Origin of the sequence: Mycobacterium colombiense (assembly GCF_003284935.1) — a bacterium.
GTDB lineage: Bacteria > Actinomycetota > Actinomycetes > Mycobacteriales > Mycobacteriaceae > Mycobacterium > Mycobacterium arosiense_A.
In genome coordinates this window covers 1-24,393 of the sequence record NZ_QMEV01000066.1, presented here as the reverse complement: position 1 = coordinate 24,393, position 24,393 = coordinate 1, and the positions used below count along the sequence as shown (strand labels likewise).

Here is a 24,393-nt window from a genome sequence, read left to right as displayed (position 1 = left end):
CGCGGTGGCTTCCTCGCCGGGCCCGGGGCCCATGGGCGGCATCGCAGCAGGCTGGTAGCCGTTGCGCATCGCGGCATTGCCCGATGGCGGGGCGGTCTGGGCGGTGCTGAGCGGCGGGTTCGCGTGGTGGGGCATCTGCTGTCCTTCGGGGATAGGTGAGGTTGCGGGGCGCGTAGTGGGTCGCTGTGTCGCGGCCGGGTCTGTCCAAGCAGAGGGGTGAAGCCCTCGGACGCTGCCGCGCTGTCATGCATACTTTGGATTAGACCACAGCAAAAAACATAGCGCAATGGTTCAAAACATTGCACCACTGTGGTTTTGTTGGTAGCGTCTGCATCCGTATCCACCAGGCCCAGCAAGGAGACCGCCCGAATGAGCGCCTCAAGACCACCCGCGAAGACGCCAAAAAACAGCGCACCAAAACACAGCACCCGTACATCGCGGCTGACCGCCACCGGCCGCTGGGCAATCCTCGCCGCCACCGCTCTATGCCTGCTGCTCACCGGCTGCACCGCCACCACCACCGGCCGCCCCGCAGCCGCCGCAGACCTCGGCCGCTGGCAACCGCCGGCAATCCTGCCCCAACACCTGCCAGACCTGTTGCTCAGCGAAAACGACATCAACACCGCTGCGCACACCACAGGCATGGCCGTGCGCACACCGATCACGCACATGTGGCACGACGAGGACACCCTCTCCAACCCGGCTTGCCTCGACACCTACTTCCCAGCCGAAGCCAACGCCTACCAAGGCACCAACTGGACCGCCATGCAAGGCCAAATCCTCGACGACGCAACCACACCGGGGAGCGCCCGCCATGCACTGGTCCAGGCCCTCATCAGCTTCCGCGACGCCGACTCAGCCCAACAATTCTTCAGCCAAGCCAAAACACGCTGGTCGGGCTGCGCAAACCACTCGCTCACCGTCGTCCTGCACAGCCACGCCCCGGTGACATGGAACTTCGGCGAGCTGCGTGCCACCGACACCACCCTGACCAACACCCAAACCCAAGCCAGCGGTGAAGGTTTCACCTGCCAACGCGCCCTGGGGCTGGCCAACAACGTCATCATCGACACCCTGTGGTGCGGCTTCGACACCACCAGCCAAGCCAGCGACATCGTCGCCAAGACCACCGGCGCCATCTCCCAGGCCTGACCCAGCGAGCTCGCCAGTCCATCGTCGACTTGATGGGCACATGACACAGAAAAGGGAGGTGCCGGCAGTGCGCGCGCTTGCCGTCCCCGTCTCAGCAATACTCATCGGCGCCGCGAGCGTGGCATGCCACCAAAAGCCGGCATGTTGCGCCGCCCCGCCGCCAACCCCGCCGATTAATTTCAACGACTACCGGTCAGTCAACACCGACGACTACCACACCTATTCGACCTACGGCTGGAACGGAATTCAGTTCGCCACCCGCGCCGGAATCCGCTGCCGAATCTATGACGGCCCACACTCGTTCCAGTACGCCGCCGCAATCGACTGCTGGGGCCCACTTCCCGGCGTGGCGCCCGGGGTGAACTACGCACAAGTCTCCCAATGGCCCTACGACAAAGACACCTCGACGCCGATCACCCGCGGTCCCGCGCCCCCAGGGCACACCGAAGTCTTCTCCCTATTCAGCCACACCGACCTCAACGAGCAAGAGACCTACCACGCCGGCCCGACCGAGAAAAGGACCGTCGACCCCGCCAGCTACCACCTACTCAATCCTGGGCAGAAGATCGTCGTCCCCGGAGGACACCCCGGCGACGACGACCTCAACACATCAATATGCGCCGTCGTCACCGACCACTCGATCACCTGCGAAATCCAGAACCTCGATCACGCCGGCACGCACGGCTTCCGGATCCTGCCCCAAGGCAGCCAGACCTACTGATTGGACGATGTTGTGGCTAAACAGATCACCGAGCGCGAACCGCGCAACAACAACAGCACCCTGATCGGCTTGCGGGGCGCCATACTCTGCGCCGGCGTGGCCACCGCGCTTACCGGCCTAACAGCCCCTCCCGCTGCCGCAGACCCACCCAACTACACCGGCTACCACGCCGTCGACCCGAAACCCTTCCAGACCTTCAACACCTACGGCGGCGGCGGCGCACAGTTCACCTCGCCCAGCGGCCAACTGTGCCGAATCGTAGTCATCTCCCGCGGCATGTTCGCCTACATCGAATGCCTCGGCGAGCTACACGGCTCCGCCGAAGGCAACAACCTCGTGCGGATCACGACCACGGCCCCAAGTGGCTTTTCGAAGACCACGCGCGAAGAGTTCCTCAGCACCCAGCGCGTAGGACCCGACGGCGTCACCCGCGAACCCACCGGTGCCGCCGGATTCATCCCGCTGCCCGCAGGCAGCAGCCTGACCTACACCAGCAGCGTCTGGTCCGGCACCTGCGCAGTCGACGCGACCAGCACCCGCTGCACCGTCACCAGCAACCGAAGCGACGGAACCAGCACCACCACCAAGAGCTTCACATCGACCCCCGCCGACACAACGATCAATTGACCCACGGCGTCGAGCGTGCTGGTTAGCCTTCGCCCAAGTCGGTGCTGGCCCAAATTGTTTCGACACCAGAATGGAGGAACGTGACACCGATGAACAATCGCGGCCACGGGTCAAGCGGCAGGAAATAGATTCCGCCGAGCGCGGCCGCGAAGCTGATTCACGAACGCGACGGCGGCCTGAACGAAGGAGGCCGCGGTCGTCTTTGACGTGTGCCGTTAGGAAACGGTCATGCCAATAAGACTGCGGCACTGCACCGTTGGTCGGGAGTCGTAACACTACTCAGATTTCGTCGTCGGCGTGCGACCTCGGGCCGGGTACAGTAGCGCCGCTGCGGCCGCTGCAGCGGCGCACACCCCCAGCGCCGCGGCGACCACCGTCGCCAACTGCAGCGACGCGAATTGGGCGTCGGCGACCGGTTTGACCACGGCCACCACGGCCACCACGGGCATCACCAGCCGCACCCACCACGCCACTACGCTATCGCCGGGCACGCGTGAATTGGCTTCGGTGACGAAGACATACAGCGCCATCAACAGCAGGAAGGCCGCGCCGAGGATGACTGTGGCGATCCAGCGCGCGCCGTGGGCCGACAAGACGGCAGCCGTCACCGCGACAAGCGCCATCACCACCACTCGCGCGATGGTGTTCGGCCTCGCCTGGCGCGTTACCGCCAGGTCCGCGGCGACGCGCACCACCGCCCACCCTGAGGCCAACGCAGCGGCCACCCCCACAACGACGCCGGTGATAGTCATCCACGTCCGACCCGCTTCGGCATAGAACTCCGGCACCGCTTCGCCCAGGAGTTTGGCACTCCAGCGCCACGGGCCCGCCACACCCCGGTGATCACCCACCCACAACACCACGGCAGCCACGGCCACCACCGCGACCGCCAGCGACATCGATCGCCCCGGCCTGGCTATGCTCGCGGCCCGGACCGTGATGAGTTCAACGCCCACCATCCCCAGACCGAAGCCGACTAACTGGCCAGACAGCGGGCCCGGCGTTGCGGCCGTCCCGATGACAACGGGGTCACTGCCCGCCGCGACGCGCGCAGTGACTGCCACCGCAAGGTAGACGGAGATGAGCAACCCCGCGATCACCAGCGGCGCCACCAGCGACGCGATGACCCGAGTCGACGCCCAACAGACAATGGCACCAACGACGATCGCCGCCCCCGCCGCGGCGACCGGTAGCCACGAAAAAATCTCGGCCGGGTCTTCGCCGGATGAAAACTGCAGCAGCAGCAGCGATCCGAGGGCGGTGGCGAACTTCGCTGCCAGCACCACATAGGCGAGCAGCTGGACGATGCCGGCTGCGGTCTCTGCCATCGGGCCCAGGGTGGCACCCACCAATTCGGCGGTGCTGCGCGCATGGGGAGCATAGCGGCGCAGCCGCGCCAAGGCGTAGATCACCGGGACCACGACCGCCGCCCCGAGCAGCGCTCCCAGTCCGTACTGCGCCGCAGATACAATCACCGCCATGCTCAGCCCGGCGGCTTGCCACGTTTTGAGGACGCGCTCACCGGAGCCGGCTCCTGGCTGGGCCTGTGCCCCTAGCGATTTCTTCGGCATGACTCAAGCATGACGTACGCCTACTCGTTATTGTCGCAGCGGCCGACCTCAGCCCAAGGCCCCGCTCGTCGTGATAGCGCCGTCAAAGCTGTCGTGGTGCCGCTGACCTAGCTTTGGCGGCCTTGTAGGCCCACGAGCCCAATGCCAGTGCGATCAGTAACGCGCCCCCCAACATGGCGTAGCCGGTCGTGCGGTGAAAATCCCGCATGCCCGCCGGCGAGTACACGCCCTGGTGGATATTTTCCTGTGTTGCATGCCAGTTCACCGGCGCCGTCACCACTGCTGGATCGGTGCCTGCCGGGTTCAACTTCTCGATCGTTCTTACCGACCGGTACCCGCGGGAGGTCAGCACCGAGCAGGTGTCGGCCGGGCCCATCCGGTGTCCGTCGCAGTGCGGCCCAGCCAGATCTTGGTAGGCGACTAAGCCTGCCCCGAACAATAGGGCGATGAACATCAGGCCCAAGGCGCCGACCGCGAGGCGGCCCGCGACGTGCCAGAAAACCGCTCCTATGGTGCGCCCGGGGGCCGCGGGGTGTGGCCCGTCGACGTCAGGATCGGTCACAACAACCCTCCGGCGTGTGAACCAACCTCATGAGGCGACACAATGGTGCCTATCTACAGTCGTTAAAGTCGCTGGCTAGTTGTCGCTGCAATTCAGCCGCCGCAGCCGTCTGATTGCCCTGAGGGTCTTGGGGCTTCGGCGATCCACTGTTGTCGCGGCAGTCAGGCACTTGAAGATCTCCGGTGAACTGGTGGAAGTTATCGGGCTCTACCATGAGGTGCCATTGCAGTTGCAGCGGGTGCTTTTTGGTGGGCGCGATGGTGGAAATGACTGATTTGAGGTCGCGGTAGGCCGTAGCAGGGTCTGTGATGTAAACCGAGAGCGCAGTGATTCTGCCGTCGTCGACGCGCACGTAATATATCGGCAGTGCCAGCCGCGATATCAGGGCGTCGATGTTTGCGCGCTGCTCGGCGGTGATTGGAATACCGACTTCCCAGGTGGGGAATTTGGTCGGCTCGGCCGAACGGATATAGACGGTCATCGGGTCGGGCTGCACAGTAGCCAACACTGCGCTCAAGACGTCGCTGGTGTGGTCGATATCCGATACTTCAAGGCGCACGGTGGAACCGTCACGTGACCACAGGATCGACGCCTGCGGCACACGCGTCCTTAGTTCCCGCAAGCGATGTGTGTCACCGGCGATCTGGGCGGGGTTGAGCTCTGCTCCGCGCGCTACTTCGAGTCGGTCGCCAACGACGAAGGTGGTGGACTGGCGGTAGCCGTTGAAATCCCCGCCTTTGATGCGGGTGATACGTGAGGCCACCGCCGCGATCTGTTCCTCGCTTGCCTTCGGCATCGCGACTACCAGGCTCAACTGGGCGCCGTTCTCAAAATCGTTGGTATATAGTGGATTAACGTCATCAACGCCCGGCATTTTGGCGATCTCGGCCTCAAGGTGGTGCACCTCGGCGCTGCGATCAGGAGGCGTGCACGCAGCCACGACCAAGGCCAGCCATGCCATGGCCGCCACGCATACCCGTTTCACCTGCGCCGGGAGCCGGCGCGTGACACGCCGCGACACTGCACTGATCACGAAGCCAAGCACCTTCCGCGGGGCAAGCTCAGGCCCCAGTAGGAGAAGCTACATGTGGGGCGCGGTTCACTCTTGAAGGCCACGACCTTGTCGCTGTCCATGGTGATCGTGCAGGTGAGGGCGGTGTCGCCGCCGTCAGCACTTACCTTCGACTCAAGTTCGTTGTAGACCGGATACTGCCTTTCCCACGGCAGCGCCACATTTGCCTCGGTCTGTTCTGGGCCTCCGTTGATCCGGTAGCGGATCGTCACCGGAGCGCTGCCGCCACTGACCTTCATTACCGCGGCGCCGACCGGAGCTCCGCTCGGCGCCACAGGAGCTGCCGGCGGCGGCGCCGACGTCGTCGCAATCTGTGATGTAGTGGTGCCCTCAAGGCCCGATGAGGTGGTAACGCCCCATACCGCTGCTGGTCCCTGCAGCAGGTCTGGCGCTCTTGGTACATCCCGTCGCGGCAACGCCGGCGGCGGCAACGCTGACAATCACCGCGCCGGCATAACGACGTGAAGACATGGCCAAAGCTTACGGTGAGCGGCGCTGCGTCGGAATGGAAAACCGACGGCGGTAGCGGTGCAACCAACGATGTTCACCACGATATTCAGGAAAAGTGTGGTCGAGAGTTCGGATGTCAGTTGAAATGGTCTCGAGAACGGACCGCGAAAGGAGGTGAACAGATGAAGAAAATACTTCCTCTCGTGATGATGTTCTGTGGGCTCGTGTCGGGAGTCCTCGCGAGCCCTGCGGCGGCGGACATGAATAGCTACATGAACTGCATCCTGTTGAGTAGACAGCACTTGAACCCGGAACCACCTCAGGCAAAGCAGCTTGTCTACAACACGATCGGACAAGAAGTCTCCCGGAACATTCGCAACAACGGGAGTTCCTCGATGGCGGAGATCTCGCGTCTCGAAGGCAACGGGATTGACCCACAGCTCGCACAGATGATCGTCCAGTGTGCAAGTGTAAACGGGCCGATGTGATGTCATGTCGCGCAAGTTGCAAATGCTGGATCGGCCTGGTTCTTCCCAAGGGCCGCCTCCCTTCTGGGACACTTAGAACCTGTGTGGGCTCGAATCGTTGTTGCGCCCTGGTGGGTGAGCTGGCTGGCGAACGCCGCGTTCGGCGCGATCACGCTTGGCGCAGTCGCGGCGTTGCTGTACCCGAACTTTTTCGCCGTCACCGGATGGTTGTGGGGACCGCTCACCGTGGCGGGGTTCGCTCTACTGATATCCGCGTGCCTGGTTTTCGTCCAGCGCCCTTTCCGCCGGGCTTATTCTGCAGCCCTCACTGGACTTAGCCGTCAGCAGCGGACCCAAATCAACAGGGCCTTGCGCCGCGGAGAGATCCCTTCTGAACCGCGCGTGCTGGTGGCTGCCGTCAAGGTGGGCACTTTGCGGCTGGCGCACACGCGTAGGGCCCTGCGCGGGTCGAAGGCATTGATATGGCTGACGCCGGCCTTCCTCATCCTCGCCGGAGTTTTGTCCTTCCTAGCCAACGATATTCGGCGCGGAGTGTTCTTTGTCGGGTTCGCGCTGTACTTCGCGGCCTACTACGCATGGCTCGGGTACCGCAAGGATCAGCTGACCACGCACGTGGAGTCGTTGCGCGCAAGCGCAGAAGCTGACGACGCGGCGGTGTACGTCGACTGTGCTGCGCCGCCGCGGCGACTAAGGATGTCGATCCCGCTGTTTATCGTGGCTGGAATCGCCACTGTGACAATCGCATACCTATCGGATCGCCCCAACCCGGACTGCCGGACCGTCGACTCGGTCGCCAACTTCAACTTCAAAACCAATAGCGTGCTCACAGCGCGGCTGACAGCGACCGACGTGGATCTGGCCAGCTACCGAGATTGGTCCAACCAGCTGCAAACCTACGCACGACAAGCATCCACCCCCGATATTGCTCGCCGCCTTCACCGGATCGCCGACCTATCCGTGCAGGCAGTGGCGCGGCGACAAGCTATCAACAACGACGAAATAGCCGGGCGCCCAAGCGATGCCATCCACAGCGACCAATCCGCATATCTGAGCACGATCAGCGAGCTGCTCGACGAACAGCAAGCCCTCATCTCAACCTGCCACCGTTCCTGACCCCGGCTCCCGCACAAATTCATCGTGATGGCCGGCCCCGGTCCTAACCCGATTCTCACAGCGGCTATCACTGCACCGCTTGAGACTTCTGGAAGTGCTGGAGGAGAACTCTCTCAACGAGGGAGCCCCTGATCAGCCCAAACTCGGCTGAGTTACTCTCTGCCTGCCATCATGGCAAGGTGATGGGTGCTACGGATTATGGCCTTCTGATCGCCATCGGCCAGGCACTGCCCTGACGTGAGGATGGCACGATTGACCGACATGGAGGAAGACCTGCCTACCGTCAGCGTGCGTTTGTGGCGTGCCGACGCGATCGTCTTGTTCGACTGGTTGGCCCATACCGATCTGAACACGGTGCCGATCACGCATCCGGCGCAAAAGCAGGCACTGGCTGATCTTTTGACCCGGTTCGAATGGGCGGCCGATGCGGATGTGACCGCGGCGACTGCTGACGAGGTCGCGGCGGCCCAAGCAGAAGTGTCGCGCGACATGGGCTGGTGAGGGAACAGAATCCGCTCGTGGCGGTGCTGACGAGCCTGCTGTCAAGATTGACCAACAGAGTCAAACCGGCGGCAACCGGAGCGGCACCAGAATTCGCGAACAATCGACGTCACGATTGCCCGCCAAAGCCATCGGGTCTTGTACGCGGCTGCCAACGCGGGCGCGTACATCTCCACGTGAAGCGCTCGCCGTGGGTCCAATCATCAGTACGAAGACGAACTCGACGCTCAGTGCGCGCATGGCTTCGTAGGTACCGTGGTCGAGTGTCTGACGAAGAAATGACCGCATCGGAGCACGGCGTGCATCTGGAATGGTGGTACGACCTGGACCGGCCTTTTCTAGCCGAAGTGGACTTGCTTGCCGCCAGGTCAAGCTACTCGACGTCGTTCGTTACAGAGGACGGCGTCTTCGCCGCGACTGTACGTCTGCCACGGACGCCCGACGCTGAGAGCGGGCTTGCGGATTATCTGGCGCCTCCGCGCGATTGGGCGGCAGCGCTACCCACGCCCGATGAAGAATGGGGAATCCACTACAAGGACCATACGCTGGGCTTCAAAGGTGTTGTCATCAAACGTCTTGCCTTCAGCATTCAGGCTGGGCCGGAGGTCGTGGAGCCCGCCATACGGTCGGAGTGGGGGCAGGACCTTCTAGCGTTGGAGATTCTCAACACGATTGATACCTGGTGGGAGAATGTCAGGACCTGGCTCGAGATTGCAACTAACCAACGCCTCGCACAAGTCGGCCACGAGGCCAGCGATTGGTTAAACCCGAATACGCGGACGTCGATATGGACGGTCGACGAAAGCGGGGAAAGGAAGCCGTTGAGGGCCGGCAGCACCGTTGTTCAGGGCCCTGAGCGAGTCCTCGGTGTGACCGCAACGATTCTGCAGGATTGCTTGGCGCTCGCACACATTGAGCCGCCACTGGCATGGACTCTGTTGCGGGACGCGCGCGCCCTGCAAAACGCCGATCAGTACCGCCGCTCGGTCATCGATGCAGCCACTGCAGCAGAGCTGGCTGCGACCAAGCTGGTTGACGATCTGCTAGTGGGAACCGAGTCGGGGGAGCGAGCAAGGCTCCTCCGCGACCGAAGCCATCAGGGACTTGGAGGGAAGGCAGTACTGCTGAGGGAATTGGGGCAGGGCCCTCCGCAGGGTTTCAAAACTGATCTAGTGGCCAGGCGAAATGACGCTGTGCACGAAGGGATAGATCTGAAATATCGCGAGTGGCAGGCGGCGTTTCGTGCGGCGTTAGCCCTTGTCGAGCAAGGCTTTCCACTGCCCACGGCGCCGGGTTCAAGCGGGCCGCTAACGTGTTATTGGTCTCAGACCGTAGAAGCGCAGAATGTGCATTCGTGGCCGTGATGCGAGCCTGCTAGCGAGCTGGTTGGTAGGCGTTGGCGCGGCTCACAGGGTGCAGGTACGGGGGCCGGACGGCGGCGGTACCCAGCTGTCCTGTCTGGACACCGGGGGTGTGGGTGAAGCAGCGCACCGGCGTTGTGCGGCCGAGTACGCCGGGCTCGTGTTCGTGGCCGGCGGCCCAGCGTGAGATATCGGGGGTTTCGGTGACTTCCCATCGTGTGACGAGGCCTTCTCCGACCCCGCGGTGCTTGCCGATCGAAAACAGGTCGGTGAGCAGCTCACGGATGAGGTCGGCGTCGCCGACGGCGCGCCAGGTCAAGGTCGCGGCGGGATGCGCCATGACAGGGACGATGCGCTTTTGATAGCGGCCCTGGGCGTCGGAAACTGCTTGGCTTCCAATGACGGGGGTCAGCTGCTGAAGCCGGCCCCGATTCGTGCGTGAGGTGCGCCAGCGCATGTCGGGGTCGGTGACGTGATGGGGGTGGAGGTCGGCGAAGGTGGCCATCCAGTGCCAGTCGGCGTCAGAGGTGGGATTGCCGCATTTGGCGAGTGGAAGGTCCAGTGTCTCAGGGTCTTTGGTGTGCTGATAGGTGAACTCTTCGCCCGCTGTGCGGGCGGCCCACTTACGGCGGTGCCACAGTACTGAGGCGAGCAATCCATCCAAGGCCACGCCCCAGGGGCGGGACAGCACGACACCGTGTGGTGTGGTGGCGGTGATCTGCAGAGCAATCATGTGTGTGTCAACTCAGTTGCGATAGCGTGGTGATCGCCTCGTCGCGGTGAGCGGTTAGGTCCGCTGCCCAGTCGATGTTGTCGCCGGGCAGATTTCCGCGAAGCGTGGTCGCGGTGACGGTGGCGGTGACCTGTCCGTGGCCGGCGGCGATGCGGCCGCCGAGGTGTCCTCGGGTGGCGAATTCGTCCAGGACGGAAAGCAGAAATGCTGCTTGGATGGGGGTGGCGTTGGTGAGTCGAACCCAGGTCTGAAGTCGGGTTCCGGCCGGCAGCGTCTCCACCCCGAATCGTCCGAGCGGACTGCTGTTTTCATCCGAGTCCGTGCTGGGAGGCCAGGCGGTGGTGGTGCGGTGATCGGACAGGTGGCTAAACGATTCTTCTGCGACGCCAAGCACGGCAGACAAGGCTTTGGATCGCGGTGGGCGGGGCAGGATGTGGGAGAGTTCGGCGATCTCGGGCAGCACCTTGCCGACGTCCAGTAGCCCCGACATGATGCGGCCCGACGCGGCCCCGCCGAATACCGCGATCTGGGGCAGTAGAGCCTTGAGGCGGCGTTCTTGCTCGTCAGTAAGGGGCCGCGCGGATTTGGCCAGCCGGCCGCCGTTGGTGAGTAGGTGTGCTGCCGGGATGGGCAGGGCGGTGTCTTCGTAGTTGAGCACGGCGGCGGTCAGTGACTCTCCGATGCGGCGCAAGATGCCGCGGAAGCCGCTGCCCGACACGATCGGGACAAGTATCACTTCACCGGTAGGGGTGATGATTTTTTCTCGGCGGAACAAGGCGAAATTGTCGGTGCCGATGGCGCTGTAGTCCTCGCGGTGCACGATCGAGGATCGGGCCAAGACGTCGATGTCGAAGTGAACGCTGATCAAGCTCACCCGCGGGCCGCTTTCCGTTGTTCGGCAACAGCTTCGGCGATGATGCGCACCCGCAGCAGCAGTGCTGGCAGACTGTCACGTAGCACGGCGATGACGGGTAGCGACGGTTGGCGTAGCAGCATGGCTAGCTCGAGGCGTCGATCCCGCTGCCGGGGCGCGCAGACCTCGAGCTGTATGGACACATCAGACCACCAGCGATCCAGGGTGTCGGCGCGGTAGGCGGCACGGCGAACTCGACCGGGCAGCAGCTCGTCCCAGTAGGTTTTGCGGTATCGCGGGTCGGCGAGCCAGCTTCTCTCCCAGTCGATGCTGTAGTGCAGTAGCAGCAGCAGCCGTTCAGCGGTGTCGGCGGGACTGGGCCGGGCGGCTTCTTTCGTTTCGGCGTCCGGGGCGGGTTCGTCGAAGGGGGGCAGTTCGGGGACCAGGGCACGCCACGCCTGGGTGGGAGTGGGAGCTGCCGTCATGGGTGAAGCGTAAATGGCCCGGCAGTCACCGGGTGGTGATCGCTCGGCGCGCGGGTTAGGGCTGAGGCGTCGGCATGGTGGTGAGGGCGCGAGCTGCTGCCCACAGTGGCGGGACGGTGCGCCATATCTGCAGTGCCGTCCAGGCAGCCAGGATGCGCCCCCAATGGCTGGACGGCTGAGCGCGCAGTAACCGCGAGGGAGGCGCCGGATGGCTCAGCTGGGTCCAGGTTGCGCCCACGGTGGTGCGCAGCCAGATCAGGTCGGTCAGCCGGGTCGCCGCGGCGGCATCCCAGGGCACGACGAGACCATCGGTGGCGAGATGTCCCCATTGGGCGGTCGGCAGGATGTGGCGACGTCGAGCGGTCGGAAGGATCGCGGCTTGAGAGGTCGGCAAGGCGCCGCCAGCGAGCGCGTCAGCCAATGCGGCACCGGTGGAGTACTCCGTCACGGTCGTCGCAGTGACCAGTAAAGCCAGTTGTGTGGTGGGAGGGGTGCTGTAGGCCCAGGCGCATGGCACACAGAGCCGGCGGGATCCGAATGGCCAGGCGTCGAAACCGGTGAACTTCTCAGAAATGATGCGCGAGCTCAGCACGGTCGGCCCCTCTTCGCCGCAGCGCCCGCAGCGGCCATCTACCGGCGACGGCGCGTCCACGGCGGGTCGACCGGCAGCAACCCATGCCGCGGCGGCGGGATCGGAAAGCATGCTGGCGCCACGATACGGCCGGATCGGTTGGTATCGTGAGCGACACGAAACGCACACAGGGGTCGGGTGAGGGTTTCACCTGAGGCGGCTCCGGAAGGCTGATTATCAGTCCATCCGGGGCCGCCTCCCTCTTTTCGGTCTGGCGCGCGCAGCAATCCCGCTTGGTGTCCAGGTTGGCCCATACACTGCCCTTGATCGTCGAGCTAGGGAAGTTTGAGACCGCGTGGGTGCCAAGACCGCCAGACCGAACCGGGAACAACCCGTCGTCGTCGATGTCGAAGGTGGCCCGATCTCCGCGCGCGACGTGAAGGCCGCCCGCGAGGTGGCCGAGGATGCGATGACAGAGCGTGGCTTCCAGCGCCTGGCCAACCAGATCACCGACGAACTGCGCGACGCGGACACCTCACTGACCCGGGCGGCTCGCGACCGTGATCGCGCCACGCCTCGAGATAGGAGCCATATCGAGTCCGGGCGCCTGCGCGGCGAACTGCCGGCCCGCGAGGAGTTCCGGGAAAGGCTGAGCGGTCGCCAGCGCAAACTCCGCTCGGCGGTCAAAAACCAGGTGATGGCCGCGGCGCCGGCATCACAGCACGCCGCGATCGCGAGCATGCTGACCAGCGAAGACCCCACCGAGTGGCGGCGCATCAACGAGAAGCTGCACCGCTCGGCGGGTGACGTCCAACAACTGGCGGACACTGATCGGGCGAAGGTGCAGCGCCTCGACCGGGCCATCCAGTCCTATGAACGCCTCAACGACCGCACCCACCGCGTCTACGTTGCGGTGAAGCTGCCCGACAACTATGGCGACATCACCAAGCCCTCCGACCTGCCGGCTAACCTGCGGCCCGGTGCGAGCATCGCGTTCGACCAGTTCACCCTCACTCGACACAACCTGCATGAGACACCGGGTCACGACAGCTCCCGACATGTGGTGTTCGAGGTTGTGACGAGCCGTGGGATGTATTTGGGTCGCTCCGACAGCGTGGAAGACACCACCCACATCCTCCCGAGAGGAATGCAGTTCGACGTAGCGTCCGCCGAACACGTCGCCTATGCAACCCGATCCGGAGGCTTCAACGAACGCGTCGTGTTACAACTGAGGGAGCGGTGATGACCCCCACCGAATGGATCGTGCACCCCAACCGATCCGACATTGGATCCGACGAGCCCGGCCAGAATGGTCACTACCGCTCGCTCACCCGCCCGCGGAAGCCGGCCATCGAACCGTGCCTGGCCCGAGTAAGGCTGCCGCGCAGACTATCCGACGTCGCCGACGCTGATGGCACCATCACCTTCGGCGGCAACGACTGGTGGTTCGTCGTCGGCGCGGCCCGCACCTTCGCCCGCACCCACATCGACTCAAACGTGCTGCCGCCGTTTGGATTCAAGCGCAACGGACAGTGGTGGTGGTGGGACGACACCACCAGCGTGGAATCGATCCTCGAGGGCCCAGAGGGCATCGACTACGTCCGCGAATACCTCGCTCGGCTGTTCCCGAGGTGCACCGTCACCGTCAGCGACGCACGATGACCACGACGCTGGCCGGACTAGACCTGCACACGTTACGCGGCATCGCCGCCCGACGGCGCGGGGCCCAGGGCCACCAGCATCTGCTCGAGCGCATCGCCGAACACCTCGACGAGCACGACGGGTTCGTATCTTGGAGTGGCGGTAAGGATTCCACCGTCGTAGTCGACCTCGCTCGGCAGGTCGACCCGCACATCCCAGTGGTGTTCTTCGACAGCGGGCTGCAGTTCCCCGAGACGCTGCGTTATCTGGAGGACCTGGCGCAGGAATGGCAGCTGAACTACCACGTGATCACCGCTGACCCAGATTTGCTGACGGTGCTGATCGCCGGCGGTGGTTTCGACCATCACGCAGTCGATCGTCGGTTGCGCGGACAGCTCGCCGACATCATGATCACCGGGCCGGCGGCCGAGGCGCACCGCCGCTACGGCCGCGGATCGCTGTGGGGAGTGCGCGCTGAGGAGTCCCCCGGCCGACGGATGCTGTACCGGCGCGGTCTGGGCGCCGAAACGCGGGCTCGACAGCACAGTTCGCAGTCAGATGTACGCGCGCAATTCGGCGGAGTGGTGCGCCGAGCGGACGGCACCATTACCTATGGCCCGATCTGGGACTGGCAACGCTCGCATGTCTTCGAGTACCTGGCCGGCCGCGACATCGAGCCCAACCCGCTCTACCGCAAGCTCGCCGAACTCGGAGTCCCCGAACAGCAAATCCGCGTCGACTCGATCATCGACGCCTCTAAGCTGTCCAACGGACACATCGCCTGGCTGCAAAAAGGCTGGCCAGATCTGTATGACCGGCTCATTCGTGCCCTACCGCGGCTGACTGAATGGACGTGAAAGCCGCTGTAGGACTGCGCTATTGGCGTCGTCGCCGCGCGGGGAAGTCTACTGGGTTGAGCACCGGTCGGTGTTGCGTTGTGGGTCTATTGCTGGTTCGTGCGGCGCTTGTCCGACCATGCCCGGTACCCCATCAACACGGCCAGGCCTCCGGTACTGATCAAGCCCAGCCACGTGCCATGGATGGTGTTTACCACGAAGAGTGCCAGAAATAGCGCAGCCATTACTGCGAAGAAGACTGAGCTGTTCAGGCGGTTCCTCTTCACCCGCATCCTCCTCTCCGTTGGCGTGCCTGGGTTGAGCATGCCAGTCATCATCCAGTCTGTAGTAGGCGCGAGGTGGATAACCGCCGGCGTCGCATGGCGTTGGTAGCATCGGCGTGGAAGGGCAGGCCAGCAAGGGGCCGGCCCGAGATCTCCGGAGGGGAGAAGGAATCATGAAAGTGGATTTGGCGGGTGTGTCGCCCGCCGCTGTCTGCATCCGGGAGGACGACATCGACGAGCCGCCGTACCTGTGGTCAGACTTGATCGCTCGTCGCAACGCGTTGAGTCTGCGCGTCGAGGACCTCGTGCCGGTGCTGCGTGTCGATCTGCGCAAATACCGTTCGCGGGAGACTGGTGCCTTGGAGGTCGGTCCGGAGCTCGTCGACGAGCTGATCGCGATGGAGGAGTTTGTCACCGGCGAGGCCGCGCGCATTATCGCCGCGGCGCCCGCTGAAGGCACCGTGGTGCTGAGGGCTGTGGTCGACCAGGCCGAATTTGAAGACGCCCATCCCGACGCGCGCACTCTGCGGGATCTGGCGGCCTACCCGCTGTCGCTGCAGCATGTGGCCGTGGGGCGCGCCGCCGGGCAGTTGAGCCGGCACGGCCGCGTCGTTGAGGTGTACCGCGGTGAGCAGCGCGGTGACCTCACCGTGCGCCGGCTGGCGGCGGGCCTGCTCAAGGAGGAGACCGCTCGGTTACTCGGTGTGGATGCGAAGCGTTACGCCAAGTTCGAGCGCAGCACCGCGGCGCCGCCGGCAGGGCTGGTGGCTGAACTGCAGGCCGTTGACGACTTCATCGCTGCCAGCGCCGAGCAGCTCGAGGTGGCTGAGGTCGATGGCGTCAGTGTGGTGCTGATGTTTGACGACCAAGATGCGTTTGAGAGGACCTACCCGCAGGCTCGGACTAAGCGCGACGGCAGGGTCTATCCGCGCCGGGTGCATCGGGTGGCCGCCGCGCGCCGCGCTCACGAACTTGAGGCGGCCGGTGGCTCGGCCCGCATCGCCGTCGTCGACGCTCAGTGATCCCAGCGACCCACCACCCCACCCGGCACAGTGGTGGGGTGGTGGACGCTATAGCGCTGTGCTGCAACGGGTGGGGGTGTTGTTTGTTGTCGAGATGCAGTGAAGATTGACAAGGTGGCCAGTGTTGTTTAACAACAGGTCGCGCAGGCATGCCGAGCCGTAATTGCTCCGGGAGAGTGGCGATTTCGGCGGGCAGCTAGTTTGACACCGGTACGCGACACGCCGGGTATCTGTCAAAGTACCTCGGCGATTCTGGTCAATCTTCGCTGCATCTCCTTAGTTTGTTCTTCTTCGTCGTTCCGTTCGAGAGCTCTCGGCAACGTGTCGGTGGGTGCCGGTAGTGTTCTGTGATGTGAGGACAGGCCAGCAGGGCCAGTCCAATGCTCCCTAGGAGGGGATTCGGCTATGACCGATTTGGACACCACCGTCACGGTGATCGACGCTGCGGCCCGCGCTCATGTGCCGGTGCTGCTGTGGAGTGATCCAGGCATGGGCAAGAGTTCGGTGGTCCGGGCGTTGGCCGCTGCCGATGGCGTGCCAGTGGAGACGGTGATCGGATCGCAGCGTGAGCCAGTCGATATTGCCGGATGGCCGGTAGTCACCGATGGGGCGGTGCAGACGCTCGCGCTGCCGGATTGGGCGCAGACGCTCATCGATGCCAGGGGCGGCTACCTGCTGCTCGACGAAATCAGCACGTGCAGTGCTTCTGTGCAGGCCGCGATGTTGACGGTGGCGTTGGAGCGCATGGTGGGACGAACCAAGCTCCCCGATACAGTGCGAATTGTCGCAGCTGGGAACCCTCCGGACCGCAGCGCCGGTGGTGTCGATTTGACGCCGCCGATGGCGAATCGTTTCCTGCACATTGACTTTGAGCCGACTGCCGAGGAATGGCTGACCGGTATGCGGTCCTCGTTCGCTGCGCTGCCCGCCTCGCGCGGCATAGCCGCCGACGAACTGCGCCGCGCCGACGAGATTGGGGCCGTGTGCGCGTTCGTAGAGGCACGACCCGCGCTGCTGCACCAGTACCCCGACACCGACGAGGCTGCTGGGCGGGCGTGGCCGTCGCGGCGGTCCTGGGAGGCGATGGCGCGGGTGCTGGCGCATCTGCGCCGCGACGACACCGCCGCTATCAGCGCGGTCGCGCTGGGACTGGTCGGTGACGGCGCGGGCAGTGAGTTCATGGAGTGGCGGGCCAGCATGGACTTGCCCGCTGTCGCGGACGTGATCGCAGACCCGAGCATCGTCGCCTGGGGGGCGGCCCGCCCCGATCAGGTGTGGGCGGTGCTGTCGGGTGTGGTGGCGTGGGCGTCGGGCAAGGGGACCAAGGATGCGTGGATGACCGCATGGGGGCCGCTGGTCGAGGCGGCAACCCATGGCGCTCCCGACGTGGCCGGGGCAGCGGCGCGCGCCCTGAGTGTGGCGATGCCTGCCGGTGCGAAGCCGCCAGCGGCGGCGCGCAAGTTCAAGGACGTGATGATCGCGGCGGGCCTTGACGTGGGGAGCGCGGCGTGACCGGGGTTAGGGCGCTCTCCGCCGACGAGTGGCGGCGGCTGCGGCTGGCGCGGATGGCCGCGGTGGAGGCGATGCCGTACTTCGCGCGGGCACTGTTCGCGTTGTCGCCGGTGGCCGCGCCCGGTCTGGGCACTTTTGCCGTGGACCGGCACTGGCGTCTCTACCTGGACCCGATGATGCTGGGCACCGAGGACGGGTGGAGCATCCCGCTGGCCGGTGCGGTGCTGCTGCATGAGGTCGGGCACGTGCTGCGCGAACACGGTGGCCGCGCTGACACGGTGGATTCCCCGGTGGATCGAACCATGTGGAATGTCGCCGCCGACGCGGAAATCAACGACGACCTGATCGCGGCCGGTGTGGGATTGCCAGCCGGTGTGGTAACTCCCAGCGGGATCGGTTGCGAGGACGGGCACGCCGCCGAGGTCTACTACCGGCATTTGGTGCCGCCCGGTACACCCCGCAGCGGCAACGTCACGACTGGTGAGGGAGCCGGTGACGGGGATGACGATGGTTACGGGTGCGGCTCTGGTGCCGGAGATGCGCCCGTACCCGGCGAACTGCCCGCCGCCGCCGACTTGGGCAGCGGCAAGGGGTTGTCCACCGCTGCCGCCGATCTGGTGAAGGTCGCTGTCGCCCGCGCAGTGCAGCAAGAGATGGCGCGCAGCGGGGCCGGTCGCGGCACCATGCCTGCGGGCCTCGCTCGGTGGGCGGCTGCCCAACTCGCCCCGGCTGTGGTGCCGTGGCCCAAGGTGCTGCGCGCTGCGGTGCGCCGCGCCGTCGAGGATCAGGCGGGCCAGGTGCACCACTCCTGGCGGCGACCGAACCGGCGCGCACCCAAGGGCGTGCTCTTGCCGACGCTGCGAGCACCGAAGATCACCGTCGATCTGATCATCGACACGTCCATGTCCATGGGTGAGGACGATCTGGCTGCCGCTCTGTCGGAAACACGGGCGGTGCTGCGGCGCACCGGTTCCAAGGTGCGGGTGGTCTGCTGCGATGCAGCGGCCACCGTGCCGCGCGCGGTGCGGTCGATCAGCGACGTGACGTTGACCGGGGGCGGGGGCACCGATCTGCGGGTCGGTATCGATGCTGCGTTGTCTGCGCGGCCAGCGGGCAACGTGGTCGTGGCGTTCACCGATGGCGGCACACCCTGGCCCGAACGTCGGCTGCCGGTGCCGTTGATCGTGGCCCTGATCGGCGCGCACGCCGCCGATACCACGCCTGCATGGGCCAAGACGGTGCGCGTCACGCCCGTAGCGGCGGTGGCGGCGTGAGCGGGCGGGCCGGGCCAGCCGACTTCGCGCAGTGGGCCAACGCGGTGCTGGCTGGCACCGGGTGGACCGTAGCCACCGTGAGCGAGGCTGCCCAGCGTCCCCGTGACGACCTGGCGACGGCGGCGCTGGCGGACGGGTTTGCCGCCGCCGCGCGCGGTCTGGCTGATGCCGGTGAGTGCCGGGACGGTGCGGCGTGAGCGCCGCGCTGTTTGACCTCGCGCTGCGGGTGGCTGCACGCGATGCCGGTGGACCGGTGCCCCGGTTGCTGCATAACCCTGCCCCGGCGCGCGACGTGAAGGTGGCCGTCGCGGCGCGGCGCACTGGGCCGGTGGTGCATGTGCAGGCCGTGGGGCCGGATGGGCACTCGTACAGCGGCACCGGAGCCGATGGGCTGGCCGCGCTCGCCCGCGCCGCCGGGTGCGTGGCCGGTGACTTCTGCGGCGGGGCGACTGCCTTGGTCGATACGCCTGCCACGTTGCGAGCGCTGGCGGGTTTGGCACGCAGCTACGCCGACCCGGCGCGGTGCGCCGGCATCGACGTTGCGGCGGGATCGGCGCTGGCCGGTTGGTGGGTGGAGCGGGCCGCGCATCCCGGTACCTCGGCGGTGACCGACGTGCTGAGCACCAGCCGCGCGCGGTTCATGCTCGGTATGTCTCCCGGTGCCGATCACGCTGGCGCGTGGCGGGCGGCGCTGTCGGTGCCCAACGGCGTGAGCGGGTTGCACGCCTGGCATCGCGCGGTGACCGGAGGTCTGCTGCTTCCGGGGCTGGACGCGCTGCGTGAGGACGACGACTGGCAGTTGGAGGTCATGCAGGAGGCGGTGCGCGAACAGCGCAGTTGGGACCGGCCCGAAACGCTGCACCTGGCGGCGGCGCGGTTGGCGAGCCGCTGCGATGCCGCCGATCTGTATGAGGCGGCGTTGCTGGCCGATCCGTTGTGGCGGGGGCGGGGTGTACACACCGGGTTCGTCTGCCACGGCGAGACTGTCGTTGGGGCGGGCCAGCACGCCAACCGCGTCACCGTGCGCGCGGGGCGGCTGGATACGCGGTTGAAGGCGGGGGCCGCCGTCACCGGTTGGGCTGGGGAGCCGATGACGGCGATGCCGGATGCGGAGAACCGTTTCAGTGGTGAGGTTTTCGCCACCGCCGTGGGTGAGGACGGGGCGTTGACGGTGACCATCGGTGGACTCCGCAAGACGGGGTACCGGCCCGCTGCGGGTGAGCCGGTGACGGTGATCCCTGCGCCGCCCTCGGTGTCCACGATTCGGTCGCGGCGCACGGCGGTGGCGCGGCTGTATAAGCGGCGGTTCTCCTGGCTGTCACAGGGGGCCACCCCGACCGCAAGCCGCCGCCCCGTTCCTCTGGCGGTGATGATCGCTGCCGCCGACGACATACAAGCACCGGAGAACTGAGATGCGTACGCTGCCTAAGCGATTCACCGCCGGTGCCCCCGCGACCGCTAACGCGCCTGCTGGGGCACCGGCGGTGACCCCGGCGCTGCCCACCGCTGCGCCGATCACCGAGGACTGGCCGGGACGCGACCTGCTGGACACGCCGATGCTGGCGCGGGTGCTGCTGGCCGCGTGGGGCGGCGATGCTGCGGTCTGCGTTCCGGCTTGCCCCGGCGCGGGCAAGAGCCGCCTGGTGGCGCTGCTGGCCGGTGCACTGGCTCACCGCGTGGCGCTGCGTGTGGCGGTGGCTGCACAGACCCGCGAGCAAGCCGCCGAGCTGGCTCGGCGCATCGCCGCCGTCAGCGACCGCGCTTCCCTGATCGTGTCGGGGGCTGGTAAGAAGCCGGTGATGGTGGACGGCATTCGCACGGTCGCGGGCCGCAGTGTGCGATGGGAACACTCGACAGGCGGGGAAATTCTGATCGGCACCGCCGCTCGCTGGCTCTACGTCGATCCCAACCTGGCCGGAGCCGATGTACTCTTGGTTGACGAGGCCTGGCAATGCACCTATGCCGACCTCGGCGCGCTGGGAAGCCTCGCACGGCAAGTGATTTGCGTTGGCGATCCCGGCCAGGTGGCACCCGTGGTGACCGGCTCGACCGAGAAGTGGGAAGGCCAAGCCACCGGGCCACACCAACCCGCCCCGGCTGCGCTGCTGGCCGCACACGGCGATGCCATCACCATGCACGAACTGACGAACTCCTGGCGACTTGGACCGCAGACCTGCGCACTGTTGTCCCAGCATTTCTACCCGCAGATGCCGTTCACGTCGCGTCGTCCTGATGAGACCGTGATCGCACCGGACGGTACGGTGCTGCCCGAAATCGTCAGTCGTCCAACGGAAGCGCTGAATGGGCCGACCGACCGGGCGCTGCTGACCGCCTTGGCTGAGCGGGTGCGTGAACTGACCTGGCATGACTACCGGCGCGGCGGTGTGTGCGAGGCGTTGACCGCCCGCGACATTGCAGTGGTCGTGCCGCACGTCGCCCAAGCCGGTGCGGTGCGGGCACTCTTGGCCGACATGCCCGATGTACTGGTCGGCACCGTCAATGCGCTGCAAGGCCTAGAAAGGCCCGCCGTTGTGGCCTTGCACCCGATGGCGGGGTATCGCAACGCGGAATCGTTCGCCCTTGACGCGGGACGCATGTGCGTGACCCTGAGCCGTCACCGGGCGCACCTGACCATCCTCACCGACCCGGCCACCGCGCCAGTGTTGGACGCCGCCGCCGACGATCCGCAAGCCGCTCACGCGCGGGCAGTGCTGGCCGCCATCTGACCCGGTGGCTGGCAAAACCCTCGAACCCCCACCCGGCACGGGGTCGGGCGGGGGTTCGATATCTGTTGAGGCGGAACGGGTGTCGTCGTCGTCGAGATGCAGTGAAGATTGACAAGGTGGCCAGTGTTGTTTAACAACAGGTCGCGCAGGCATGCCGAGCCGTAATTGCTCCGGGAGAGTGGCGATTGCGGCGGGCAGCTAGTTTGACACCGGTACGCGACACGCCGGGTATCTGTCAAAGTACCTCGGCGATTCTGGTCAATCTTCGCTGCATCTCCTGAGCCGCCGCCGCTGCTGCGTCGTTGGGCGGCTGTGTGCTCGATGGCTGCTGTCGTCGGTGCTCGTGCTCGTGCTCGTGCTCGTGCTCGTTTCGGTGTCGGTGGGGCGCGGTAACGTTCGTCGTGTTGGCCAAGCCGTTGGGGCAGGGCCATGTTTCCCGGGAAAGGGGAGTGTTGTGACTGCTGGCGATGCACCGGTGGTGCTGAAGGTGGGCCTTGATCGGACGGTGACGCGGGTGCCGTTCATCGTGGATGAGCGCGAAGGTGCGGGGGCGCTGTTTCGCGAGCAAATCGGATGCGCATTGTATGACGTGATTTCGCTAGATGATCGGCTCGATACCGGGGTCGACGATGAGGCGATCGTTGGGGTGGACCTGGACGACAGCGAGGCGTTGGCTGGCGTACTCAACGTCGTGGCAACCATGATTGCGATCCGCTACGGGCGATGGCAACCGGTGTTCGGCACGGCAGTGATCGCCCGTTTGGTGGGCGAGCGTGCCGCTGCGCTCGACGAGGACCAGCTAGCCAGACTGGAGGATTTGGCCGAGTTGTCGTCGGCTGTGTTCGCCGGTACGGACGCTTCACGTGTGGGCGAGGAGCCCAGTGTGGCAGTGCATTTGAAGATCAAGGTGGAGAACACCTACAGCGATGGTCACGAGTCCGAACAGGTCGAGAAGGTTCAAGTGGAGCCCTTCGAAGACCTCGAGCATCTGTGGGACCAGCTGCGGGAGTACACGGGCGACGGCCATGGCATTGGCCGAGACCTGGATGCTCTGTACACCGTGACCGTGCTGGAAGCCCCTGAGCGTCCCGAGCTTGTGGGGCTGAGCAATGAGTGGGGCTGAGATGAGTGCACCGACCCCACCGGCAGCTGTGGTCGCCGCTGTGGCGGCGCTGCGGGCCTCGTTCGACGACATTCACGTCATGCATGAGTGCGACCAAAGTTGCTCTGCTAGCTGCGATCTGAGCGATTACAGCGAATCTGCCTATCGCTCCCACGATGAGCACAACTTCGATGTGCGCGAGACGATCCATGACCGGGCGGCAGCTCTCGTCGAGGTGCTCGAGGAATGGCTGGGGCCGCCCCGCGGGGAAAGCCAGGGCGTAGACGTCGCTGAATCACCACGCGCGGAGGCATTGGTCGCTCCGCTGGTGGTATCACGCGACCCTAGCCTGTATCAGCAGTGGTGGGACCGCGAGGCGAACCGCGCCGAAATCGCCGACATGTTGGCACGGTTGGCCGGCGAGTGCGAAGCGGAGTACACGTTGCACGAGCTGATGCTGCAGGTCTTCCAAAGCGACCCGTCCGGGGCGAGCTGGCTACAGGTGCAAGGGCTAGTAGCGGGTGCTGACGTGCGGTGGCTGAGCTTGGACATAGATCCGGCTTACGACGGCCAGGGAGTGCTCGACGGGATCGATGTCGTTTTCAACCTGCACGTCGAAATGGCCAATATCGGACAGCGGTGGCTCGCTGTGTCGGTGTATGTCGCCCGCCCTCACCGCGTGTTAGCGCCGCAAGCAGCGGAGGCGGGGCTGGCCCTGGCCGAGGTTATCGACCAAGCGCTGGCGATGATCAACGGGGAGATCGCCGAGCGTGACGACTTCGCCGCGACAGCACGACAGCTCCCATGGGGGTCTGCGCCTGCCGCCGGTGGCGGGGTGAGCCCGCGGCACGGGCCAGCGTGCTCGCTGCGCTTCGATGATGGCGTGGCCACCCAAGGGGGAGGGCAACGGTGAACGGTCAGCCGTGCGGCTTCGTGACGGTTGCGGACATGTGTTGGCCGGACCCAACTGATCTGCGGGAGTTGGTGTATCGGTTGCGTTGTTCGCCGGCGGGGTTGGGTCGTCGTGATGGGTTGGTGTTGGCGTCGATCGTGGAGGCGTACAGCTCGCTGGTGTGGATGGATTTGCGGAGCCGGCAGCGGCGGGTGATGGCGCTGCGGGAGGCTGTTGGGGTGTCCAGCGGTGTCGGTGGTCGCCGGTAGGGTCTGTGGTGTTGGGCACGCCAGTGGGGCGGGCCTGGGGTTCTCGAAGAGGGGAGTGATGACCATGGCTGAGGTGTCCAAGACGGCCGGGGTGACGGCCTGGACGGGGTCGTGGCGGCTGCCGACCGATAAGGGCGATCACCAGCGCGCGGTGCGCCGCCAGCGCCGCCAGGACCGGCGTGCGGTGGCCTCCCTGCGCAAGGTGTATGGGCGCCGCTAACCCCCCCGTGGCGCGCGTCAGCGTGCCGCCCTAAACCCGGTGTCCCGCAGGCCCCCGCCTGCGGGGCACCGTCATATCCCCCTTCCCGTCCGGCGCGCAGCACCGAAAATAGGTCGCGCGGAAAGTGTTGGAAAGCAGCGTGATTCGGAAAGAACGTGTAGTATGGCGGTATGACGTTGAACAGCAAGGTAATCCGCGTAAACGGTGGCGCCAACCGCGAAAGCGGTTGCAGCGCAATGCTGAACAGCACAATAGGGCACAACGTCACCACCGCGGCACCGCGTCAGCGGTGCGGATACCGAAACACTAACCGCGACAATGCGATCCAAGACAACCGCGTAAGCGGTTGGCGCAC

At 65.5% G+C, this 24,393-nt stretch carries 28 protein-coding genes and 1 pseudogene; 19 read left to right on the top strand and 10 right to left on the bottom strand.

From position 1 onward, the window contains the following. Positions 1–369: 369 nt before the first annotated feature. Genes DQP57_RS21790 through DQP57_RS26925 form a run of 3 tightly spaced genes read left to right on the top strand, consistent with a single transcriptional unit; the run spans position 370 to position 2,500 of the window. Positions 370–1,152 carry a sensor domain-containing protein gene (locus DQP57_RS21790; RefSeq protein WP_064893174.1) on the top strand — a complete coding sequence of 261 codons (783 nt, stop codon included), beginning with the start codon at positions 370–372 and terminating at the stop codon, positions 1,150–1,152. 40 nt (positions 1,153–1,192) lie between these two features. Further along, the gene (locus tag DQP57_RS21785; RefSeq protein ID WP_133259289.1) at positions 1,193–1,873 is read left to right on the top strand and encodes a hypothetical protein; all 681 of its coding nucleotides are present in this window, start codon (positions 1,193–1,195) and stop codon (positions 1,871–1,873) included. 12 nt (positions 1,874–1,885) lie between these two features. Next, complete coding sequence (locus DQP57_RS26925; protein ID WP_064893177.1) at positions 1,886–2,500, top strand: hypothetical protein; 615 nt, start codon at positions 1,886–1,888, stop codon at positions 2,498–2,500. Positions 2,501–2,573: 73 nt separating this feature from the next. Here the strand turns inward: DQP57_RS26925 and DQP57_RS27480 are convergent. From DQP57_RS27480 to DQP57_RS21765, 5 genes and pseudogenes are all read right to left on the bottom strand, one after another. Continuing rightward, positions 2,574–2,703 (bottom strand): annotated as a pseudogene (locus tag DQP57_RS27480) (YiaA/YiaB family inner membrane protein); the annotation flags it as partial. A gap of 72 nt (positions 2,704–2,775) precedes the next feature. Next, a complete protein-coding gene (locus DQP57_RS21780; protein WP_064893179.1) occupies positions 2,776–4,071 on the bottom strand; it encodes a hypothetical protein in 1,296 nt (431 codons plus the stop codon). A gap of 82 nt (positions 4,072–4,153) precedes the next feature. Beyond that, a complete protein-coding gene (locus tag DQP57_RS21775; RefSeq protein ID WP_064893181.1) occupies positions 4,154–4,633 on the bottom strand; it encodes a hypothetical protein in 480 nt (159 codons plus the stop codon). Positions 4,634–4,682: 49 nt separating this feature from the next. Then, complete coding sequence (locus DQP57_RS21770) at positions 4,683–5,666, bottom strand: hypothetical protein (protein ID WP_133259288.1); 984 nt, start codon at positions 5,664–5,666, stop codon at positions 4,683–4,685. Continuing rightward, a complete protein-coding gene (locus tag DQP57_RS21765) occupies positions 5,663–5,944 on the bottom strand; it encodes a hypothetical protein (RefSeq protein ID WP_231119569.1) in 282 nt (93 codons plus the stop codon). Before DQP57_RS21765 ends, DQP57_RS21770 begins: the two co-directional genes overlap by 4 nt. A gap of 222 nt (positions 5,945–6,166) precedes the next feature. Between DQP57_RS21765 and DQP57_RS21760 the strand changes: the two genes are divergently transcribed. The 4 genes from DQP57_RS21760 to DQP57_RS21745 all read left to right on the top strand — a co-directional run bounded on the left by DQP57_RS21760 (position 6,167) and on the right by DQP57_RS21745 (position 9,621). Next, positions 6,167–6,643, top strand: a complete 477-nt coding sequence (locus tag DQP57_RS21760; protein WP_165821868.1) for a hypothetical protein — start codon at positions 6,167–6,169, stop codon at positions 6,641–6,643. 114 nt (positions 6,644–6,757) lie between these two features. Next, a complete protein-coding gene (locus tag DQP57_RS21755) occupies positions 6,758–7,756 on the top strand; it encodes a hypothetical protein (RefSeq protein WP_064893187.1) in 999 nt (332 codons plus the stop codon). 252 nt (positions 7,757–8,008) lie between these two features. Further along, entirely contained in the window at positions 8,009–8,257 is a 249-nt protein-coding gene (locus tag DQP57_RS21750) for a hypothetical protein (RefSeq protein WP_196771085.1), read from the top strand. A 263-nt stretch (positions 8,258–8,520) separates the two neighbouring features. After that, a complete protein-coding gene (locus tag DQP57_RS21745) occupies positions 8,521–9,621 on the top strand; it encodes a hypothetical protein (protein WP_133259286.1) in 1,101 nt (366 codons plus the stop codon). A gap of 10 nt (positions 9,622–9,631) precedes the next feature. Here DQP57_RS21745 and DQP57_RS21740 read toward each other — a convergent pair whose 3' ends face one another. From DQP57_RS21740 to DQP57_RS21725, 4 genes are read right to left on the bottom strand one after another with little or no spacing between them, the layout of a single operon-like run. Then, the gene (locus tag DQP57_RS21740) at positions 9,632–10,351 is read right to left on the bottom strand and encodes a hypothetical protein (RefSeq protein ID WP_064893191.1); all 720 of its coding nucleotides are present in this window, start codon (positions 10,349–10,351) and stop codon (positions 9,632–9,634) included. 7 nt (positions 10,352–10,358) lie between these two features. Further along, positions 10,359–11,225, bottom strand: coding sequence for an RAMP superfamily CRISPR-associated protein (locus tag DQP57_RS21735; RefSeq protein WP_064893193.1), 867 nt, complete (start codon positions 11,223–11,225; stop codon positions 10,359–10,361). Beyond that, positions 11,222–11,689, bottom strand: coding sequence for a hypothetical protein (locus tag DQP57_RS21730; protein ID WP_036473597.1), 468 nt, complete (start codon positions 11,687–11,689; stop codon positions 11,222–11,224). Before DQP57_RS21730 ends, DQP57_RS21735 begins: the two co-directional genes overlap by 4 nt. Positions 11,690–11,744: 55 nt before the next feature. Then, positions 11,745–12,392, bottom strand: a complete 648-nt coding sequence (locus DQP57_RS21725; RefSeq protein ID WP_036473599.1) for a hypothetical protein — start codon at positions 12,390–12,392, stop codon at positions 11,745–11,747. Positions 12,393–12,615: 223 nt separating this feature from the next. Between DQP57_RS21725 and DQP57_RS21720 the strand changes: the two genes are divergently transcribed. Genes DQP57_RS21720 through DQP57_RS21710 form a run of 3 tightly spaced genes read left to right on the top strand, consistent with a single transcriptional unit; the run spans position 12,616 to position 14,758 of the window. Next, the gene (locus DQP57_RS21720; protein ID WP_064893195.1) at positions 12,616–13,503 is read left to right on the top strand and encodes a hypothetical protein; all 888 of its coding nucleotides are present in this window, start codon (positions 12,616–12,618) and stop codon (positions 13,501–13,503) included. Beyond that, positions 13,503–13,922 carry a hypothetical protein gene (locus tag DQP57_RS21715; protein WP_064893197.1) on the top strand — a complete coding sequence of 140 codons (420 nt, stop codon included), beginning with the start codon at positions 13,503–13,505 and terminating at the stop codon, positions 13,920–13,922. The genes DQP57_RS21720 and DQP57_RS21715 overlap by 1 nt, the downstream gene beginning before the upstream one ends. Further along, complete coding sequence (locus DQP57_RS21710; protein ID WP_064893199.1) at positions 13,919–14,758, top strand: phosphoadenosine phosphosulfate reductase family protein; 840 nt, start codon at positions 13,919–13,921, stop codon at positions 14,756–14,758. The genes DQP57_RS21715 and DQP57_RS21710 overlap by 4 nt, the downstream gene beginning before the upstream one ends. Positions 14,759–14,844: 86 nt before the next feature. Here DQP57_RS21710 and DQP57_RS27320 read toward each other — a convergent pair whose 3' ends face one another. Continuing rightward, complete coding sequence (locus tag DQP57_RS27320) at positions 14,845–15,030, bottom strand: hypothetical protein (RefSeq protein WP_064893232.1); 186 nt, start codon at positions 15,028–15,030, stop codon at positions 14,845–14,847. Between the two features lie 164 nt (positions 15,031–15,194). Here DQP57_RS27320 and DQP57_RS21700 point away from each other — a divergent pair, with 164 nt between their 5' ends. The 9 genes from DQP57_RS21700 to DQP57_RS27020 form a co-directional block, all read left to right on the top strand. Then, positions 15,195–16,043 carry a hypothetical protein gene (locus tag DQP57_RS21700; RefSeq protein ID WP_064893201.1) on the top strand — a complete coding sequence of 283 codons (849 nt, stop codon included), beginning with the start codon at positions 15,195–15,197 and terminating at the stop codon, positions 16,041–16,043. Between the two features lie 405 nt (positions 16,044–16,448). Next, positions 16,449–17,555 carry an AAA family ATPase gene (locus DQP57_RS21695; protein WP_064893203.1) on the top strand — a complete coding sequence of 369 codons (1,107 nt, stop codon included), beginning with the start codon at positions 16,449–16,451 and terminating at the stop codon, positions 17,553–17,555. Continuing rightward, positions 17,552–18,829, top strand: coding sequence for a vWA domain-containing protein (locus tag DQP57_RS21690; protein WP_064893205.1), 1,278 nt, complete (start codon positions 17,552–17,554; stop codon positions 18,827–18,829). Before DQP57_RS21695 ends, DQP57_RS21690 begins: the two co-directional genes overlap by 4 nt. A gap of 193 nt (positions 18,830–19,022) precedes the next feature. After that, positions 19,023–20,240, top strand: a complete 1,218-nt coding sequence (locus DQP57_RS21680) for a hypothetical protein (RefSeq protein ID WP_064893207.1) — start codon at positions 19,023–19,025, stop codon at positions 20,238–20,240. 1 nt (position 20,241) lies between these two features. Then, positions 20,242–21,555 (top strand): AAA family ATPase, encoded by a 1,314-nt coding sequence (locus tag DQP57_RS21675; protein WP_064893209.1) that lies wholly within the window; start codon positions 20,242–20,244, stop codon positions 21,553–21,555. Between the two features lie 454 nt (positions 21,556–22,009). Then, positions 22,010–22,678, top strand: a complete 669-nt coding sequence (locus DQP57_RS27315; RefSeq protein ID WP_231119570.1) for a hypothetical protein — start codon at positions 22,010–22,012, stop codon at positions 22,676–22,678. 40 nt (positions 22,679–22,718) lie between these two features. Next, positions 22,719–23,570, top strand: a complete 852-nt coding sequence (locus tag DQP57_RS21665; RefSeq protein ID WP_133259285.1) for a hypothetical protein — start codon at positions 22,719–22,721, stop codon at positions 23,568–23,570. A gap of 312 nt (positions 23,571–23,882) precedes the next feature. Beyond that, a complete protein-coding gene (locus tag DQP57_RS26920) occupies positions 23,883–24,038 on the top strand; it encodes a hypothetical protein (protein ID WP_165821867.1) in 156 nt (51 codons plus the stop codon). 170 nt (positions 24,039–24,208) lie between these two features. Continuing rightward, positions 24,209–24,393 (top strand): hypothetical protein (locus DQP57_RS27020; RefSeq protein ID WP_205869199.1); only part of this gene is annotated, 185 nt, incomplete at its 3' end.

What these genes read in the sequence shown, in the direction of transcription:
- DQP57_RS21790 (WP_064893174.1), top strand. Translation starts at nt 370, where the DNA reads ATGAGCGCCTCAAGACCACCCGCGAAGACGCCAAAAAACAGCGCACCA.
- DQP57_RS21785 (WP_133259289.1), top strand. Translation starts at nt 1,193, where the DNA reads ATGACACAGAAAAGGGAGGTGCCGGCAGTGCGCGCGCTTGCCGTCCCC.
- DQP57_RS21780 (WP_064893179.1), bottom strand. Translation starts at nt 4,071, where the DNA reads ATGCCGAAGAAATCGCTAGGGGCACAGGCCCAGCCAGGAGCCGGCTCC.
- DQP57_RS21765 (WP_231119569.1), bottom strand. Translation starts at nt 5,944, where the DNA reads ATGAAGGTCAGTGGCGGCAGCGCTCCGGTGACGATCCGCTACCGGATC.
- DQP57_RS21740 (WP_064893191.1), bottom strand. Translation starts at nt 10,351, where the DNA reads ATGATTGCTCTGCAGATCACCGCCACCACACCACACGGTGTCGTGCTG.
- DQP57_RS21730 (WP_036473597.1), bottom strand. Translation starts at nt 11,689, where the DNA reads ATGACGGCAGCTCCCACTCCCACCCAGGCGTGGCGTGCCCTGGTCCCC.
- DQP57_RS21725 (WP_036473599.1), bottom strand. Translation starts at nt 12,392, where the DNA reads ATGCTTTCCGATCCCGCCGCCGCGGCATGGGTTGCTGCCGGTCGACCC.
- DQP57_RS21715 (WP_064893197.1), top strand. Translation starts at nt 13,503, where the DNA reads ATGACCCCCACCGAATGGATCGTGCACCCCAACCGATCCGACATTGGA.
- DQP57_RS21710 (WP_064893199.1), top strand. Translation starts at nt 13,919, where the DNA reads ATGACCACGACGCTGGCCGGACTAGACCTGCACACGTTACGCGGCATC.
- DQP57_RS27320 (WP_064893232.1), bottom strand. Translation starts at nt 15,030, where the DNA reads ATGCGGGTGAAGAGGAACCGCCTGAACAGCTCAGTCTTCTTCGCAGTA.
- DQP57_RS21700 (WP_064893201.1), top strand. Translation starts at nt 15,195, where the DNA reads ATGAAAGTGGATTTGGCGGGTGTGTCGCCCGCCGCTGTCTGCATCCGG.
- DQP57_RS21695 (WP_064893203.1), top strand. Translation starts at nt 16,449, where the DNA reads ATGACCGATTTGGACACCACCGTCACGGTGATCGACGCTGCGGCCCGC.
- DQP57_RS21675 (WP_064893209.1), top strand. Translation starts at nt 20,242, where the DNA reads ATGCGTACGCTGCCTAAGCGATTCACCGCCGGTGCCCCCGCGACCGCT.
- DQP57_RS26920 (WP_165821867.1), top strand. Translation starts at nt 23,883, where the DNA reads ATGGCTGAGGTGTCCAAGACGGCCGGGGTGACGGCCTGGACGGGGTCG.